Raw genomic sequence first — 17366 nt, forward strand, 5'->3', positions numbered from 1 at the left:
CGAAGGTTTATCAGACTGATGCCACTAGTTTTTTTGATCGTAGCAAGGACTTGTCTCTAGCAAACCTCTTGTTTCATTTTTCTAGCGGGAACTCAGAAAACGTCAAATTTAATAACATTAATGAAATAATTTTATTGAAATTTTGTTTTTGTGACAAAAAAATCGGTTAAGACATAGTGAATATGCTAAACTAATAATGATTGTTTAACAAAAAAACAGGAGGTTTTTCTTTGGAGCTATTAAAAAAGTCGAAATTATTTGCAGTACTTGTGTTTATTTGTTTGGTGGGACTAGGCATATGGATCTATTCAAATATTCTGTTTGTCTTCCGCCCGCTAGAAGCCATTTTTGCTAGTGTCTTTTTACCCGTTTTGATTTCTGTATTTATTTTTTATATCTTTTTGCCTTTTTTCAATTTGATCAAAAAAAGGAGCAGCAATCAACATCTCGCTCTTTATGTCACATTGCTTCTAATCCTCTTTGCTGCTTATTTAATCATTCAGGTGATCGGTCCGGCACTGATTAACGAAATGGCACGTTTTATCAATCAGATTCCTTACATCATCAACAGAATCATTGACAATATCGATCATTCTTCTTTTGAGGAATTATTTGGTCCACTGTTAGATTCATTGGATATCAACCAAATCAGTAATCTCGCTGCTCAGTTTATCACTGGGGCTACGAATAGTCTGACAAGTTTGGTAGCAATCGTCTCTCATTCAGCGATTGTTTTGTTCACGATTCCGTTGCTATTGGTTTATATGTTTAAAGATGGACATAAGGTTCCTGATCTTTTGGTCTCGAAAGCACCAAAAAAATTTCGCTCTCTTATTCTGCAGTTGTGTCAAGATTTTCATCAAGCTGCTTCAGCATATATTAGCGGAAAGCTACTTGTCTGTTTGTATGTTGGCGTCTTCAGCTATCTAATCTTTACATTTTTAGGCTTGCAAAATGCCTTGTTACTAGGCTTAATCTGTGGTGTTCTAGATATCATTCCGTATTTTGGTCCTTTTATCGGCGCGGCACCAGCATTCTTGTTTGCTCTGAGTCAAGATATGAAAACAGCAGTCTTGTTAGTTATTGGCATTACGATCATTCAATTTGGCGAGTCGTATGTTGTTTCACCAATCGTCATGAATAAAGTGCTGCATATCCATCCTATCATTGCCGTCTTCTTATTATTGATCGCCGGGAATTTATTAGGATTTGTAGGAATGATCGTTGCGCTGCCGGTCTATTCGATCGTGATGGCCATGGCAGGAACGTTGACCCGCTATTATCAACAGCAAAAACATGTAAAGCAAGAAGGAAAAGAAAATGAAAATCGTTGAATATGCAGGGGACAAAGAAGATTTTGTACTAGCAAAAATAATACGGACCTCTTTTGATGCAGATACCGCCTGCCATTTGGGGGCAGACAAACGAGACGGTCCATCTGGCTATCATAATGGAGAATTATTGAAACGAGTGAAGCAAGATCCAGATCTCAGTCTTTACCTGCTGCAAGAAAATGGCATTATTGGTTTGATTGTGGCAAATCCTAGTAAACACCAGATTTGCTACTTTTGTCTCGACCCTGATTTTATTGGTAAAGGGGCTGGGACTCTTGCTTGGCAATTATTTGAAAAACGATTTCCCGTCGATTACTGGATACTAGAAACACCAGCATATTCCCTTAGAAACCAGCGCTTTTACGAAAAAAATGGCTTTAAAAAAATTGGTGAAAAATGGTATAGTAAAGACCTATCCTATATCTACCAAAAAAAATTTTAATAAAATCGCAAAGTGAGGGAAGGCTATCATGAAAGTCTTATGGAATGAAGAGATCGTTGATCGACAAGAGGTTCAAATCGATATCGAAGACCGCGGCTACCAGTATGGAGACGGAATCTACGAAGTTATTCGCATTTATCAAGGGAAAATGTTCATGGCCGAAGAGCACTTGCAGCGACTAGAGAACAGTGCCGCTAAAATAAAAATGACATTGCCTTATGAAACCACCATTCTCAAAGACAGATTACGTTCATTGATCGACATTGAGGGAATCACTGACGGAGAAGTGTATTTGCAAGTGACAAGAGGGGTTTTAAGTCCGCGAAATCATGTTTTTCCTCCTCAAGGGACGATAAAAAGTGTCCTTACTGCAAATGTTATTCCATTCCATCGTCCAGTGGACATGCAGCGTAATGGTCTTCAAGCCACATTAATCCCTGACCAGCGTTGGCTTCATTGTGACATCAAATCATTAAGCCTTTTGGGGAATCTGCTCTCTTTAGAGGAGGCTCGGTCCAATGGTTATGATGAAGCACTACTGCATCGAGAGGGCTTTTTTACGGAAGCCTCCGCTTCAAATTTATGGTTTGTTTCCAAAGGAACGGTGTATACGCATCCGGATGGCAATCTGGTTTTACCTGGGATCACAAAAATGAAAGTTTTAAGCTTGTGTCAGGAATTGAAACTACCAATTAAGGAAGAAGCCGTTGCGATTGATCGATTAGCAGAATTTGATGAGTGTTTTATTACCAATTCTGTCTGGGAAATCGTGCCAATTGTTGGTATCGATGGTCATCCGGTGGGAACTGGACAGCAAGGGGCTGTGACTGCTAAACTACAACAAGCGTATATTGAAGCAACCAAAAAGAACTGACTCCAAACAATACACCCACCTGAGATAGAAATTCCCCAAAGAGTTAGCTGACTAGCGACCTCTTTGGGGGATTTCACCATTTAGTAGATGTTAGTTGAAATAGGAATCAGAGACGTGCTAGCAGAACACTTAGATTTTTCAAGTTTCTGTTTCATTCAGCCACGTCGTTTACTGGGCTTAGCAATCAATTGTTGGGCGTTTCATGTTGTCAAAAATGGTCTTACCAGTCTTGGGGATTCCATAATTTACTGTCCAACTCGCCTTGCTTCAGTTGAATTCGTGTTTGTTGTTGTGTCAAAAGCGCTTCTAATTCTTGCAAGAAGGCTTTCTCATGATAATTGAGTGTCTCCGCGGTTTGTTCTTCAATCAAGGAGTGGATCCATGCCTCATTCATTCGTAAGCCTCCATTTCAGCAAGAGCTTCATCTAATTCAAGTAAGGTTTCCTGATTTTGGATAAGTTGATCGAGAAGAGGAGCGAGTTTTGGATTTTCAGCTGTCAATGCTTCTAGTCTTTGAATAAACCACTGTTGTTTGGCAGCAAATGAAAAGGGGGCTTCCATTGTCAGCAGCTGCTGGTAGTCGATCACAAATCGCCGTTTCTCTTTTTCTGTTTTATACATCAACTGATCGAGAACGAGAACCGGTAAGATGGTCATTTGGTATTTTTGTGCCATTAAAGTTAGAGGTCGCAAAATTTCAGAAAAACTGGCTCCTTCTTTTCCACCTAGTTGAAATTCTTTGGCTGCAACGCCTGTAGAAAGCGCAAAGCCGATTTCTTTATTTAATAAGTAGGGTTTGGCTGCCTCCCAAACCGTATCGATCCAACATTTCATTTTTGCAGGAACTTGGTACCAATAAAGGGGGAACTGGAAAATCAGACGATCGATCGTTTGCAATCGTTCTAACTCAATCTCTAAATCAAAATCCCCCGCAACTTTGTCAAGCATATGAACACTGACATTAGGCATCTTGGCACTTTCGCTAAAAAAACGTTGAGATAAAGAGTCGTCATAGGACGGATGACTGGCAATAACTAATGTTCTAATCATAAAGAAAATCAATCCTTTCCCTATAGATGTAACATAATTCTGCCAAAAACGGAACTACTCTGCTTTTAAATTAGAAGGATAAATGTGAGAGAGGCTAAAGTCATTATTGGTTCAGTGAAATCTTTACTGACTTGAATCGTCCGTCTTTTTTTGCTATACTGTTTAGTGAATTGAATAGAAGACAGACAAAGGTTGAGCATTTCGATGCTTCAAGGATCACGTTCTCCAAGGGGTGAGGAGAACATTCTTGAAGGCGTGCCGATCTTTTTTTTGAAGGCATACTTCTTTACGAGGTATGCCTTTTTTGTGTCTATTTTTCAATTGTCTTGTTTACTTTGACAATAGGAGGGATATTTTGATGGAAGAGGCACTGAAACGCCTGCAAGAGGCAGAAGCCTATAATCAACAGCAGATGCAGCAATTGCAACGGGCGCTGTCTGATTACGAAGAAGAGAAGCAGGAGGAACTACAACAGCGTGTACTTGAATTGAGAGCAGCATGTCTGCGTGAACAGTCCGCACTTGAACAACAATTACAACAAACGTTGCAAAAAACGACGGAACAGATCGAAGCAGAGAAACAACAGTTTATTGCAGATCTCCAAGAAAATGTTCGTCGCTGTCAAGAACAAGTGGTCGATCAGATCGTTGAAGGAGTGATCCAAACTTATGGCAGTCACGAAACTAAGTAAGCTGACCTTGATCGCGCCCGAAAACCATCAAGAGCGGTTATTGAAAAAACTGCAAAGCTTACAGATGGTTGAGATTGAAGATGTCTTTGAAAATGCAGAAAATCAACCATGGCTCAAAGAATTTTTTGCTGATTATCAACAAGAGACAGCGACTAGCTACGCAGAGACGCTTCGCAGGATCCAAGAAGCAATCTTGTTCATTCGGCGACAAGGCGGAAGCGGCAAAATACGAGAGTGGCAACGCCAATCTTTACAACTGCCTGCATTTGAAGACTCCTTTCAAGAGCAAACTGTCTTGACGCTTGTCGAACAAATTGAAGAGTTGCAGTTGCAATGGCAAAAAAATCATGAAGCGATGCAAGCCGCTTCTCAATCAGAAACCTGGGGAATGGAATGGCAAAACCTGGATGTTTCTCTCGAAGAAAAAGAGTTGGCATTTGCCACTTTCTTTTGTGGCAGTGTTGAAAGTTCTCATTGGGAAGCCATATCAGCGACCCTCAAACAACTTGATGCTGTTTACCTGGAAATGATTTATTCGGATACAAAAAAGACAAATTTCAGTTGTCTTTACCCGAAGAAGCTTTCTGCAGAAGTTGAGAATGTTTTTCAGCGATATAGTGTAAAAAAAGAAAATACGGACAGTCTGAAAAAACCAAAAGTGCTGTTGCACGAGGCCCAGGCAAAACTGCGAGAGCTAGCGGATCAGCGAAAACAGCTGGCAAATCAGATTGGCACGTATAAAACTAAGATTGCTTGTTTGCAGCAAGCAGAAGAATATTTTTTGACAAAAGAACAACGAAAAATGGTACGAAAACGATTGGTCACTAGCAAACATCATACTGTTTTGAGAGGCTGGGTCGCGCAACAAGATCAACAGACTCTTGAAAAAGAGTTGGCAGATTCTTTTAACGGCGAAGTCTATTGCTCATTCAATGAACCTACCTTAGAAGAATTGACTGCGAATCAAGTTCCAGTCAAACTGCAAAATGCTTCGTTTATCAAACCATTTGAAATGTTGACGGAAATGTATAGTTTGCCTAAATATGATGAGATCGACCCAACGCCTTGGATGACACCTTTTTATTATGTCTTCTTTGGGATGATGGTTGCTGATTTGGGCTATGGCGGATTGATGGCACTGGTGACCACTATTGGCCTGCACTTTTTCCGTTTACCTAAAGGGACGAAACGGTTTATGAAGCTGTTTCAAACATTATCCGTTCCTACGATGATTTGGGGATTGATCTATGGCTCGTTTTTCGGAGCGACTTTGCCATTTCATTTGTTATCGCCAGCGAAAGACTTTATGGCTATTTTTGGATTATCCATGATTTTTGGAGGGATCCAATTGTTTACAGGTCTTTATTTGGCCGCGAAGGAAAATATTCGCAAGAAAGATTTTTTAGCAGCTGTCAATCAAGGCTTTTCTTGGCAAGGCTTGCTGGCGGGACTTTTGGTTGCTGCTGCTGGAAATTGGCTCTTTACCGCCCCAGCACTCGTCACATTAGGATTGATTATAGCAGGACTTAGCGGGCTGCTGATCGTGATTGTGCCGATCATTAAAGGAAAGTCCAAAGTTGGCGGTTTTTTCATGGGGATCTATGATCTCTATGGGGTAACAAGCTATATTGGCGATTTTGTCAGCTATAGTCGTTTGATGGCGTTAGGGATCTCTGGCGGCAGTATCGCCGCTGCCTTTAATTTATTAGTGGGCTATATGCCGCCGGTAGCACGATTTTCTGTTGGGATCATTCTGTTAGTGATCTTACAGGCGCTAAATATCTTTTTGTCATTACTAAGTGCTTACGTGCATGCAGCGCGTTTACAATATGTAGAATTTTTTGGCAAATTCTTTACAGGTGGCGGCCGGGCGTTCGACACCTTTAAGCCGAGTGAAAAATATGTCGATTTTGAAAAAGAAAACGGAGGAAAGAAAGATGATTGATTACTTGATTAATAACAACGGTGGAATGGTATTTGCGATTATAGGAATGGGAATCGCAACGATTTTTTCTGGAATTGGTTCAGCAAAGGGTGTTGGAATGACAGGGGAAGCAGCTGCGGCGTTGACAACGAATCAACCTGAGAAATTTGGGCAGGCACTGATTCTACAGTTACTGCCAGGAACCCAAGGTTTGTATGGTTTTGTGATTGCCTTTATGATCTACGGCAGTTTGGCAGCAGAGATGTCGACGGTGACCGGAATGGCCTATTTGATGGCTTCATTGCCGGTAGCTTTTACCGGATTGTTCTCTGGGATCGCACAAGGAAGAGTGGCCGCATCAGGGATTCAAATCTTAGCTAAAAAACCGGAACACTTTTTCAAAGGAGTTATGTTCTCAGTCATGGTGGAAATGTACGCGATCTTAGGCTTCGTTATTTCTTTCCTACTATTAGGGTCCATTTAAAGGAGGCGACAAGCAATGGAGGCAATGGATGCCATCGACAAAATGATTGCTGAACTAGATCGGGAAGCAAAAGAAAAACGGCAAGTAATCGAAACGGACACTAAAACAAGGATCGATGCCGATTTTGCAGCTGCCTGGTCCCAAAAAGAACTAGAAATCAAGCGCCATTCAGCAGAAGCAAAAAAACAAATCGAAAAAAACTATCAGCAAGACATGAATCGGCGAATAAAAGCAGCTAAACAAGAAGGGATTAAACAAGCTCATAAAGAACTGGAGACATTATTCGCGGCAGCTTATCAAAAAATGAATGGATTGGCGCCTGATACAGTCCAACATCTGGCGGAAAATACATTAATGCAATTACCCGTTTCGGGAGAAGTAATCTTTCGTTGTGGACAGCAACAGTCAGCAAGTTTGACAAAAGATTGGTTGACTGCTGTCAATCAAAGGTTGCCTTATCTTGCAAGGATGGGCAAACCATTGGAGCAAGCAGGGTTTATAGTAGAAGACAATGGAGTTTTCTACAATTTCACCTACCAAGCTTTACTAGAAGAATACAAAAATGAAACGAGAGAACATTGGCTGAAAGTGATCCAAAAAGGAGGGTAAGCTATGGCGAGCTATCATCAATTGAATCCACTGATTCGGATCAAAGAGACAACCTTGCTTCAAATGCAAGATTGGCAGCAGCTGATTGCAGCAGAGTCTATGGATCAAGTAATGGCAATCTTGCAGCAAACGAATTATCAACGTTATCTGGGCGCTGATTTTTCCGAAAAATTTGAGGGGTATCTGGATCAAGAAATGCTGACAACCATACAAGAATTAGCAGAAAACGTTCCAGATCCTGATGTGCTTCGTTTGATCATGCTGCCGTATACCTTTCATAATTTGAAGGTATTGACCAAAGAAGATGTAACAGGGAGAGATTATAGCAATTTACTGATCGAAGATGGATTCTATACGATCGATGAACTAAGAAATGCCATCCAAACAGGATCTTCGGAAAGTATACCGTCTAAAGTCATTGAAACGATCCAAGCAGTAAGGGAATACTTAGAAGGTTCTGCTGTTTTGCAAGGGATCGATATTATTTACGATCGCCGCTTTTTACATGAGCAACGACGCCTAGCCGAAAAAATAAATATTCCAGCACTGACACATGCGGTGATCACAGGAATCGATCTTACGAATATCACGATTGCTGCACGTTGTTTGCTGCAAAAAAGATCAAAAAGTTTTATGGCGGCTGTTTTAGTCAGTGTGGGAAGTATTCCCAAAGAAGATTATCTCGCTTTTGCGGAAACCTCCTTCACTGACTATCTCGCCTTTTTGAAACAAACTGGCTATCAAGAAGCGCTACTGCCGCTATTACAAGAGACCACGATCGATTTTGCTGCATTGGCACTGGTGAAAGATGACTTAGTTACTCAGCAGTTCGTAGCTGCTGAAGCGTTGGGACCAATGCCATTACTCGCGTTTTTAAATGCCAAAACATTGGAGATTCAGAACTTGCGGCTGATTTTGGTAGGAAAGCGCAGTGGCTTCACAGAAGAAGAACTGAGAGAGAGGATGAGGTACTATGGCAGCTAAGATTGGTGTGATCGGCAGCAAAGAATCCGTGTTACCTTTTCAGCTGTTTGGCTTTCAAGTGTGTTACGCAATCGCAAAAGCGGAAGTGACTCGTGCCTTTCAGTGCTTAGTGAAAGAAGAGTATGCGGTGATTTACGTAACAGAAAAATGTGCGGCATTGATTCCAGAAGAAATTGCCAAATACCAACAGCAAGTTTCACCAGCGATCATTTTGATCCCAGATTACGATGGATCCCAAGGGGTAGGGCTGAAAATGATCCAGGAAAATGTCGAAAAAGCCGTTGGGCAAAACATACTATAGAATGGAGCTGATGTTGTGGAAACAGGAACAATAATTAAAGTGTCAGGTCCGTTAGTTTTAGCAAAAGATATGGGCCATGCAAGTTTAGAAGATATTTGTTATGTCGGTGATCTGGGGGTTGTTGGAGAAATCATCGAGATGAGAGGAACGATCGCTTCGATCCAAGTTTATGAAGAAACGTCAGGTATCGGACCAGGAGAACCCGTCCGAACAACAGGAGAACCGCTGTCTGTTGAGTTAGCACCGGGAATTATGTCTCAAATGTTCGACGGGATTCAACGACCATTAGAAACATTTATGGAGCTGACCCAAAGTAACTTTTTGAAACGAGGGGTCCAGCTGCCTGCATTGGATCATGAGAAAAAATGGACCTTTGAACCGACCATTGCGGTGGGAACGGAAGTTACTCCAGGAATGGTTATCGGGGTCGTCCAAGAGACGCCATTGCTCCTCCACAAAATTATGGTGCCTAATGGCGTTACAGGACGGGTCAAAGAAGTTTTTGCTGGTGATTTTACGATTGATGAAACGGTTTATATTCTTGAGACACCAAAAGGAGAACGCTCCTTTTCGATGTTGCAAAAGTGGCCCGTACGGCACAGTCGTCCAGTCAAACAGAAATTAAATCCGGTAGAGCCAATGATCACTGGGCAGCGAGTGATCGACACTTTCTTTCCAATCGCAAAAGGGGGAGCCTCTGCGGTCCCTGGCCCCTTCGGTGCGGGAAAAACAGTGGTCCAACATCAAATTGCTAAATGGGCAGATGTGGACTTAGTGGTCTATGTAGGCTGCGGAGAACGGGGCAATGAAATGACGGATGTCATGAATGAATTTCCGGAACTGATTGATCCACGAAGTGGCGAATCCTTGATGGCTCGTACTGTACTGATCGCGAACACTTCCAATATGCCGGTTGCCGCTCGGGAAGCTTCTATCTATACCGGAATCACGATTGCGGAGTATTTCAGAGACATGGGGTATTCTGTAGCGATTATGGCCGATTCCACATCTCGTTGGGCGGAAGCGTTGCGAGAAATGTCCGGTCGCTTGGAAGAGATGCCAGGTGATGAAGGCTATCCTGCCTATTTGGGCAGTCGCTTAGCCGAGTATTACGAACGATCCGGTAAAGTGATTTGTTTAGGCTCGGAACAAGAAGGGAGCATAACTGCCATTAGTGCAGTATCTCCATCTGGAGGGGACATCTCCGAACCTGTCACGCAAAACACCCTGCGAGTGGTGAAAGTTTTCTGGGGGCTGGATGCCACGTTAGCTCAAAAAAGGCACTTTCCCTCTATCGATTGGCTAAAAAGCTATTCCCTGTATGAGAATGAAATGGGCGCTTATCTGGATCGTCAGTTGCAAGTGGAGTGGTCGAAAAATGTGACTACGGCTATGCGGATGCTGCAAAAAGAAGCTGAACTTTCTGAAATTGTGCGTCTAGTTGGGATTGATGCCTTATCGGATAAAGATCAACTACTGTTAGAGATCACGAAGTCATTGCGAGAAGATTTTTTACAACAAAATGCCTTTGATGCTGTTGATACTTTCACTTCTCGAGAAAAACAATTTGAAATGCTGCAGACCATTTTACTGTTTCATGACGAAGGTCAAAAAGCTTTAGAATTAGGCGCCTATTTGACAGAAATCTATCAGGGAACAGAACGTCTGCGAGATAAAATCGCTCGCATGAAATATCTTCCGGAAGATGATTTAGAAGGAATCCGCAAATTGGAAAGCGAGATAAAAGATACGATGAAAGAAATCTTGCAGAAAGGAGATCGTACGGATGATCAAAGAATATAAAACGATCGGGGAAGTTGTCGGTCCTTTGATGGCGGTCGATCGTGTCTCAGGAGTGAAATATGAAGAGCTGATCGAAGTACGTCTGCAAAATGGTGAAATTCGTCAAGGTCAAGTCATAGAAATTCAAGAAGATAAAGCACTGGTGCAAATCTTTGAAGGTACTGGCGGAATCAATTTACGAGAATCCAGTGTGCGCTTCCTCGGACATCCGTTAGAGCTAGGTGTTTCTGAAGAAATGATTGGCCGGGTTTTTGATGGGTTAGGACGAGTCAAAGATGGTGGTTCAGAAATCATTGCTGAGAAACGAATGGACATCAATGGGGAAGTAATCAACCCGATGGCTCGAGATTACCCAGATGAATTTATTCAAACTGGCATCTCTTCTATCGATCACTTGAATACGCTTGTTCGCGGTCAAAAATTACCGATTTTTTCTGGTTCTGGTCTGCCGCATAAAGAATTAGCTTCTCAAATCGCTCGTCAAGCGCAAGTGCTCGACACAGAGGACGACTTTGCGGTTGTTTTTGCAGGTATCGGGATTACGTTTGAAGAAGCAGAATATTTCATGGAAGATTTTCGCCAAACCGGAGCGATTGATCGGTCTGTTGTCTTTATGAATTTGGCAAATGATCCGGCAATTGAGCGAATTGCTACGCCGCGAATGGCTCTCACAGCTGCCGAATATTTAGCTTATGAAAAAGGGATGCATGTCTTAGTTATCATGACGGATATGACCAACTACTGTGAAGCGTTGCGGGAAATATCAGCTGCCCGTCGTGAGGTACCTGGGCGCCGAGGCTATCCTGGTTACCTCTATACGAATCTTTCCACATTATACGAGCGAGCTGGCCGCTTACGGGGAGTGAAAGGGTCGGTGACCCAAATCCCTATATTGACGATGCCAGAAGATGACAAGACCCATCCTATTCCTGACTTGACTGGTTATATCACAGAAGGTCAAATCATTCTTTCAAGAGAGTTATACAAAAACGGCATCCAGCCGCCGATTGATGTCTTGCCTTCTCTTTCTCGGCTGAAGGACAAGGGAACAGGTGAAGGCAAAACTCGTAAAGATCATGCATCAACGATGAATCAACTCTTCTCTGCTTATGCGCAAGGGAAGCAAGCCAAAGAACTCGCAGTCGTTTTAGGGGAGTCAGCACTATCTGATGTCGATAAAATCTATGCCAAGTTTGCGGAACGCTTTGAGAATGAATACCTGGATCAAGGTTATCAAACAAATCGGTCCATTGAAGAAACGTTGGATCTTGGGTGGGAACTGTTGGCGATGCTGCCGAAAGTAGAATTGAAACGGATCAGCGATGCGTTACTAGAGGCGTTTTTACCACAAGGAGAGGATGCAGATGAGCAGACAAACCGTTAATCCAACTCGCATGGAACTAAGCCGCCTCAGCAAACAGTTGACGACTGCCAAAAGAGGTCATAAACTGTTAAAAGACAAACAAGATGAGTTGATGCGTCAGTTCATCGAACTGATCAAACAAAACAACCTTTTGCGTAAAGAAGTAGAAACACAATTACATCGTGCCATGAAGGCTTTTCGCCTAGCCAATGCCACGATCAATGAAAAGTACATTGAAGAAATGTTCATCTTGCCAGCAACAGAAGTTTCTCTTGATGTCTCAACCAAGAATATCATGAGTGTGGAAGTGCCTGTGATGCAATTCGACTATGATGATGTGGTGATGCAGGCACCGATCGAGTATGGGTTTGTGAACTCGAATGTTCCTTTGGATCTGGCAATGGGACGTTTCACCGATGTCTTGCCTAAACTATTGTCTTTGACAGAGATCGAAAAGACCTGTCAATTGCTGGCGGATGAGATAGAACGAACACGCCGCCGGGTCAATGCGCTAGAATATTTGACGATACCAGAATTGGAAGAGACGATCTATGGGATCAAAATGCGTCTTGAGGAAAATGAACGCGCCAATGTTACTCGGATGATCAAGGTAAAAAATAAAACAAAGTGAATGCCGCGTCAGTCGAAAATCTGCTTGGCACAAAGGTAGGAAAGAAAGATGAAAAAAAGAATGTCCAAAAAAATCAGTGCACCGCAGCTGGTTACACTGGTCTTTATGATGTTGATCTTGATGGGAACTGGGTTGCTTATGTTACCAGTTGTAACAAATGATGGGCAAGGTGTGCCTTTCTTAGATGCATTGTTTACCGCAACTTCCGCGATTTGTGTGACAGGACTTTCGACTTTTTCCATTTCTGAACAGTATAATATGGGCGGACAAGCGATTCTTTTGATCTTGATCGAAATTGGGGGGATCGGTTTTATGTCGATCCCAGTTTTCTTTTATATCTTAGCAAAAAAAAGGGTCAATTTAAGCACTCGGATGATTCTAAGAGAATCCCTCAATCTTGACCGAATGTCTGGCGAATTTCAATTGGCTTGGTACATTATCCGCATCGCATTTTTGATTCAATTTTTAGGGATCTGCCTGTTGGCTCTGTCTTTTGTGCCACGCTTTGGTTGGCAGCAAGGCCTATGGTTTAGTATTTTTCACGCCATTTCTTCCTTTTGTAATGCTGGATTTGATCTTTTTGGGAATAGTCTGGTCTCTTTTCAGTCGGATCCTTTTGTTTTAGGGGTCATTAGTCTTTTGATCATTGCCGGCGGCTTAGGCTTTCTGGTCTGGTTTGACTTGTTAGCTACTTCAAAAAGACGCTCGTTGCACAGCCGTATTGCCTTGTTGGCAATGATTGTTTTGCTGATTTTAGGGACGGTTGGTTTTTATGTGACCGAATATCACTCCAGTATCGTATCAGGCGATTCCATTGTTAGTCGCTTTTTCCAGTTATTTTTTCTTGCTGTGACCCCTCGAACGGCTGGATTTTATAGTATCGATTATGGCCAGATGAGTCAGGCTGGGTTAATGTTGACGATGATTCTCATGTATATCGGCGGTACTTCTGGATCGACTGCCGGAGGGCTGAAAACCACGACGGTCTCAGTGTTGATCATTAAGATTCGTAGTTTGTTGAAAGGGCGCAAACGAGCTGAAGTTTTTGGCAGAACGATCAAAGAGGCGGCTGTTTCGCGGGCGTTCACGCTCTTTTTCTTAACACTGAGTCTTTGCTTTATTGCCATCTTCTTATTATCCATCACAGAATCGATGCCGGGGAATCCTCAGTTTGGACTGGAATACATTGCTTTTGAAGTTTTTTCGGCTTTTGGAACAGTTGGATTAACAATGGGATTGACTCCGTATCTTTCTGTATTTGGTAAATTATTGATCATCTTATTGATGTTTATTGGTCGTGTAGGCATCATGACGGTTGCTTTTTCATTGATGACAAAAGCCAACCGCCGAGAAGCCGGATACAAATTCCCGGATGAAACGGTCATGATTGGCTAAGATCTGTTATTAATAGTTGTTTTGGATCAATGGAAATCATCCCCGAAAAATATGGCCGACTTTTAGGTTAGTTTAAGGTTTCTCGTCTAAGATCTTCCTAAGAACTAAATGAGTCAGTTGCAGCATTTCGTTAGAGCTGCTAGGACAATCCAAAGGTGGGAAGACCATGAGCTTGTGGGAATTGTGGTTTGTAGGAAAAACTTTTGTGACCGTGTTGCTAGTCGTTTTTTTACTAGAATGGCTGTACTTGTTACGGAAACTTTCAAGAAAATCGCAGCAGTTGATCTATTTACTGCTGATTTTGGTTGAATGGCTCAGCAACGGCTGGATCGGGCTCCTAACAAGTTTAGTATGCGGAACGTATTTTTTCGGGCATTGGAAAGAGCATGCTGATACGACTGCATCGATTCAATCGACAGTGTATGGTGATGGGCAAGAGGGTACTGAAAACTTGATGCAAAAATACTAGCATGGCTTGGGTCAATGGGAACTATTGCCGCTGATCTGCTTCTTCATAGAAAAGACACTGCTAGTTAAAAAGAACCTGTGGTAAACGAAAAGATAACTTTTCGCAGCACGGGTTCTTTTTGATAGGATTCAGTGAGTGATTTACGCCGTTTTGCTTACTACGTGGAAATAGCCTTCTTTGTCTTGAATGATCCAGACATTTTGATTGTCATTCTTGACGATGACGATTCCTTGTACGACCTCATTGGTGACTGTGCGAAATTCTTCTTTATTCATTTCGATACCTCCAAGGTAGATTCCAATTATTTTCAGAAGGGGGCAGCACGACAGTAGAGAAAAAGCCGTGCTGCAAAGCAAAAAGAAAATTAATTGGTAGCTATAGTATACAGGCAAGATATTGAGTTCTAGTCAATTTCATGTAAATAATCGGTTAAAGGAGAATCAATCTGTCAAAGAAAAACGCAGTTTCATTTTGGTATTGCCTCTTTCCACCATTTCTCCTAGTAATTGAGTGGCATGTGATAAGTAAAGCCGGGCCATTTCACGGTTGGCTTCTTCCAATAACTGATTTGTTAATGGGATTGTCTGATCGATCTTCTGTTGAATCGCTAAACAATTTGCCATGATTGTTTGTTCAAACCGTTCTGCTAGATCGCTGTATAGATCATAGTCTTGATCCCCGATCAGTGCTAATGTTTTAGTCAACCAATAGCTATTTCCCGGATCGTAAGTAGTGGTGGTATCACAATAACCTTTCGGGGTCTCATTCACATTGCTGTAAAAAGGGACCACTCCATTGAAGGTATTGGGACCAAAAGCTAGCCAGTGAACGCCTGCAATTTCATCAGGTACGTGACTGCGCACTTGGAGAATATGCACTTGCTGATTGCGATTGAGAGCAATCGAACGAAAGCGAGTTCTCTCACTAGCCGTTCCATTCCCGTACGGATCATAAGGGGTATTTTGAAAATGACTGCTCAACGCCCACTTTACATCCATCACGCTGATTTTCTTTTTCGGAAGACAAATGAAAGGTAGATCTTGGTCAAGCGGATCCGACGCGGTTTCGCTGAACTGTTTTTGGATATACCAAGCTCTAGGGTTGTTATAACGAGTATCTTTTTCTGTTGCACTGCCGAAAATATGACGTAAATTGATTCCTTCAAAGTCTGGATTTAAGTGATTGCTGACAATCATATCAGGTAAATCGTCGGAAAATAAAGTATCTTGAGAATCAAAATCGAAGGTAGCGATATTCATTCGATTCGGGGCGATCACATAAGCATCATCAGGAATTCGGATCGCTGCCCAATGATGTCCGCCAATCGTTTCCATATACCAGATTTCTTCTCGATCGGCAAAAGCCAAACCATTAGACTCATAGGTACCATAAGTTTCTAGTAACTCGCCTAAGCGTAAGACTCCTTCTCGAGCAGAACGGATATAGGGAAGCACGATACTGACAAAATCTGCTTCTCCAATGCCTTCTGTTACCAAAGGATCGATAGCTAAAACTCTCGCATTGGTAGTGATCGTTTCTGTGGCGGTCATGGCGACATTGGCGCTGTTGATTCCTGAAGCAGCCCAGACTCCTTGAGATTCATCTGCCTCAGGCGTAGAAGTATACCTTAGGGGATCTTTCGGTAAAGGAATACTGCACCCGCTTAAAACAGCATGGAACGTAGCAGGCTGTTGTTCAGGTTGGATTACGACAAATTTTTGTGGTAGAGACACTGCCCCGGCATCTTCATTGCGAGCAATGAGGGTCGAGCCATCGAGTGATGCGTTTTTGCCTACCAGCATGGTTGTACAAGAAGCTGATTTGCGTGTCATTGACAAAACTCCGATCTTCAGATTATTTTGTTGATAATTGAACATAGTATAGCGAGTAAAAGACAAATTGACAATCAACTTTCGACTAAAATTTAGTTCGCTTTCTGTGTGACTTTTAGTAAAATAGGAAAGAAGGAGTGAAGAAAATGAAACGAATCGTTATTTTTAGTTTGCTGTGGCTGGCAGGGATTGGATTGAGCGGCTGTTCTGAAGCTACTACCCAGACAACAACGACTGGCAGCAATCAAGCTACAGCTAGCTCGGTGGTTAAGCAACAGACGGCTGAGATCTCATTTGTGAACAAGACAGATGCGCAGCCTGAACAAATACCAGCCAAAACGGTGTCATTCAAAGAAGGAACCTCTTTAATGGAGATAATGAAGGAAAATTTTGATTTAGTGGAAGACAAAGGCATGATCACCAGTATTGAAGGATTGGCGCAAGATGAAGCGGCTGGTTATTATTGGACCTATACGATCAATGACGAGATGGTCAATACCGGCGCAAAAGATACATCTCTTACCGAAAAGGATCGAGTCGTTTTTACCTATGAGAAATTTTAAACCGACAAAAATGTCTTTTTCCGTGCAAGAGATTGCTTATCTTGCTTTGCTAGTAGCAGCATCAGTGGTGGGGCGTACACTGTTTCAACCACTGCCAAATGTACAACCAATGACCGCAATTTTCTTATTGGTGGCTCTTTATTTAGGCTGTGTCAGAGGACTGATCGTCGCATTGCTATCCCTTTTGATTACGAATTTTTACATGGGGATGGGAATTTGGACGATTGCTCAGGCAGTAAGTTATACAGTCGTGATCCTCATGATGAGCGGGTTAAGACATGTTCAAATCGTTAAACGTTCCTTGATCTTGCAAGTGATTTTTAGTATTTTAGCAGGGTTCCTTTATGGATTTGTGGTCTCCTTACTCAGCGTGTATCTGCTAGGCTTACCAAGCTTTTGGGGCTATTATCTGCAAGGAATAAGTTTTGATACGCTGCATGCTGTTGGAAATGGCTTCTTTTATGGACTACTTGCGCCAATATTTCGACGACTTTTTCACCGTTATTATCCAGCTAAAAAGCTCATTCATTAGTGCAATCTGCTGATTCAGCGCTTTATTGCATTCATTGCCAGTGTCATTGATCTGTCTCAAAGAATGATCAATGACACTGGTTTTT

20 protein-coding genes and 1 other annotated feature are annotated in these 17366 nt (G+C 42.2%); of the genes, 16 read left to right on the plus strand and 4 right to left on the minus strand.

The genetic code is table 11. The features are described 5' to 3' along the window. Positions 1-230: 230 nt before the first annotated feature. Genes HED61_RS10315 through dat form a run of 3 tightly spaced genes read left to right on the plus strand, consistent with a single transcriptional unit; the run spans position 231 to position 2650 of the window. Positions 231-1334 (plus strand): AI-2E family transporter, encoded by a 1104-nt coding sequence (locus HED61_RS10315; RefSeq protein ID WP_003126723.1) that lies wholly within the window; start codon positions 231-233, stop codon positions 1332-1334. Then, positions 1321-1776 (plus strand): GNAT family N-acetyltransferase, encoded by a 456-nt coding sequence (locus tag HED61_RS10320; RefSeq protein ID WP_219645311.1) that lies wholly within the window; start codon positions 1321-1323, stop codon positions 1774-1776. The genes HED61_RS10315 and HED61_RS10320 overlap by 14 nt, the downstream gene beginning before the upstream one ends. A gap of 28 nt (positions 1777-1804) precedes the next feature. Beyond that, complete coding sequence (gene dat, locus HED61_RS10325; RefSeq protein WP_103301101.1) at positions 1805-2650, plus strand: D-amino-acid transaminase; 846 nt, start codon at positions 1805-1807, stop codon at positions 2648-2650. Positions 2651-2870: 220 nt separating this feature from the next. Here the strand turns inward: dat and HED61_RS10330 are convergent, their stop codons facing one another. Further along, positions 2871-3044 (minus strand): hypothetical protein, encoded by a 174-nt coding sequence (locus HED61_RS10330; protein WP_167757188.1) that lies wholly within the window; start codon positions 3042-3044, stop codon positions 2871-2873. Next, the gene (locus HED61_RS10335; RefSeq protein WP_034706861.1) at positions 3041-3712 is read right to left on the minus strand and encodes an NAD(P)H-dependent oxidoreductase; all 672 of its coding nucleotides are present in this window, start codon (positions 3710-3712) and stop codon (positions 3041-3043) included. Before HED61_RS10335 ends, HED61_RS10330 begins: the two co-directional genes overlap by 4 nt. A 178-nt stretch (positions 3713-3890) precedes the next feature. Continuing rightward, positions 3891-3942: a sequence feature (sodium ion sensor (DUF1646 type); this cis-regulatory element may regulate processes involved in with the transportation of sodium ions), on the plus strand. A gap of 116 nt (positions 3943-4058) precedes the next feature. Between HED61_RS10335 and HED61_RS10340 the strand changes: the two genes are divergently transcribed. The 11 genes from HED61_RS10340 to HED61_RS10390 all read left to right on the plus strand — a co-directional run bounded on the left by HED61_RS10340 (position 4059) and on the right by HED61_RS10390 (position 14354). Further along, positions 4059-4391, plus strand: a complete 333-nt coding sequence (locus HED61_RS10340) for a hypothetical protein (protein WP_029486849.1) — start codon at positions 4059-4061, stop codon at positions 4389-4391. Then, positions 4369-6336 (plus strand): V-type ATP synthase subunit I, encoded by a 1968-nt coding sequence (locus tag HED61_RS10345; RefSeq protein WP_219645312.1) that lies wholly within the window; start codon positions 4369-4371, stop codon positions 6334-6336. Before HED61_RS10340 ends, HED61_RS10345 begins: the two co-directional genes overlap by 23 nt. Next, the gene (locus tag HED61_RS10350) at positions 6329-6799 is read left to right on the plus strand and encodes a V-type ATP synthase subunit K (protein WP_003126713.1); all 471 of its coding nucleotides are present in this window, start codon (positions 6329-6331) and stop codon (positions 6797-6799) included. Before HED61_RS10345 ends, HED61_RS10350 begins: the two co-directional genes overlap by 8 nt. Positions 6800-6814: 15 nt before the next feature. Next, on the plus strand, positions 6815-7408 hold the full coding sequence (locus HED61_RS10355; RefSeq protein WP_230320919.1) for a V-type ATP synthase subunit E family protein: 594 nt from the start codon (positions 6815-6817) through the stop codon (positions 7406-7408). A gap of 3 nt (positions 7409-7411) precedes the next feature. Further along, positions 7412-8392, plus strand: coding sequence for a V-type ATPase subunit (locus HED61_RS10360; protein ID WP_003126711.1), 981 nt, complete (start codon positions 7412-7414; stop codon positions 8390-8392). Beyond that, positions 8382-8693, plus strand: coding sequence for a V-type ATP synthase subunit F (locus HED61_RS10365; RefSeq protein ID WP_060814344.1), 312 nt, complete (start codon positions 8382-8384; stop codon positions 8691-8693). Before HED61_RS10360 ends, HED61_RS10365 begins: the two co-directional genes overlap by 11 nt. Before the next feature lie 15 nt (positions 8694-8708). After that, positions 8709-10496 carry a V-type ATP synthase subunit A gene (locus HED61_RS10370; protein ID WP_113849732.1) on the plus strand — a complete coding sequence of 596 codons (1788 nt, stop codon included), beginning with the start codon at positions 8709-8711 and terminating at the stop codon, positions 10494-10496. After that, entirely contained in the window at positions 10480-11880 is a 1401-nt protein-coding gene (locus HED61_RS10375; protein WP_219645313.1) for a V-type ATP synthase subunit B, read from the plus strand. The genes HED61_RS10370 and HED61_RS10375 overlap by 17 nt, the downstream gene beginning before the upstream one ends. Continuing rightward, positions 11861-12490 carry a V-type ATP synthase subunit D gene (locus HED61_RS10380; RefSeq protein ID WP_005473260.1) on the plus strand — a complete coding sequence of 210 codons (630 nt, stop codon included), beginning with the start codon at positions 11861-11863 and terminating at the stop codon, positions 12488-12490. Before HED61_RS10375 ends, HED61_RS10380 begins: the two co-directional genes overlap by 20 nt. A gap of 48 nt (positions 12491-12538) precedes the next feature. Then, a complete protein-coding gene (locus HED61_RS10385; protein ID WP_113849731.1) occupies positions 12539-13885 on the plus strand; it encodes a TrkH family potassium uptake protein in 1347 nt (448 codons plus the stop codon). A gap of 166 nt (positions 13886-14051) precedes the next feature. After that, complete coding sequence (locus HED61_RS10390; RefSeq protein ID WP_003126704.1) at positions 14052-14354, plus strand: hypothetical protein; 303 nt, start codon at positions 14052-14054, stop codon at positions 14352-14354. A gap of 140 nt (positions 14355-14494) precedes the next feature. Here HED61_RS10390 and HED61_RS10395 read toward each other — a convergent pair whose 3' ends face one another. Together HED61_RS10395 and HED61_RS10400 are read right to left on the minus strand one after the other, a co-directional pair. Beyond that, positions 14495-14629: a hypothetical protein gene (locus tag HED61_RS10395; protein WP_005473255.1), complete on the minus strand. Its 135-nt coding sequence runs from the start codon at positions 14627-14629 to the stop codon at positions 14495-14497. A 165-nt stretch (positions 14630-14794) separates the two neighbouring features. After that, a complete protein-coding gene (locus HED61_RS10400; protein ID WP_113849730.1) occupies positions 14795-16186 on the minus strand; it encodes a C69 family dipeptidase in 1392 nt (463 codons plus the stop codon). A 146-nt stretch (positions 16187-16332) separates the two neighbouring features. Between HED61_RS10400 and HED61_RS10405 the strand changes: the two genes are divergently transcribed. Together HED61_RS10405 and HED61_RS10410 are read left to right on the plus strand one after the other, a co-directional pair. Next, positions 16333-16749, plus strand: a complete 417-nt coding sequence (locus tag HED61_RS10405; protein WP_005473251.1) for a DUF4430 domain-containing protein — start codon at positions 16333-16335, stop codon at positions 16747-16749. Beyond that, positions 16736-17281, plus strand: a complete 546-nt coding sequence (locus HED61_RS10410; RefSeq protein ID WP_113849729.1) for an ECF transporter S component — start codon at positions 16736-16738, stop codon at positions 17279-17281. The genes HED61_RS10405 and HED61_RS10410 overlap by 14 nt, the downstream gene beginning before the upstream one ends. The last annotated feature ends 85 nt before the right edge of the window (positions 17282-17366 follow it).

It is taken from the genome of Enterococcus gallinarum, assembly GCF_021496385.1.
In the GTDB taxonomy this organism is placed as follows: domain Bacteria; phylum Bacillota; class Bacilli; order Lactobacillales; family Enterococcaceae; genus Enterococcus_D; species Enterococcus_D gallinarum.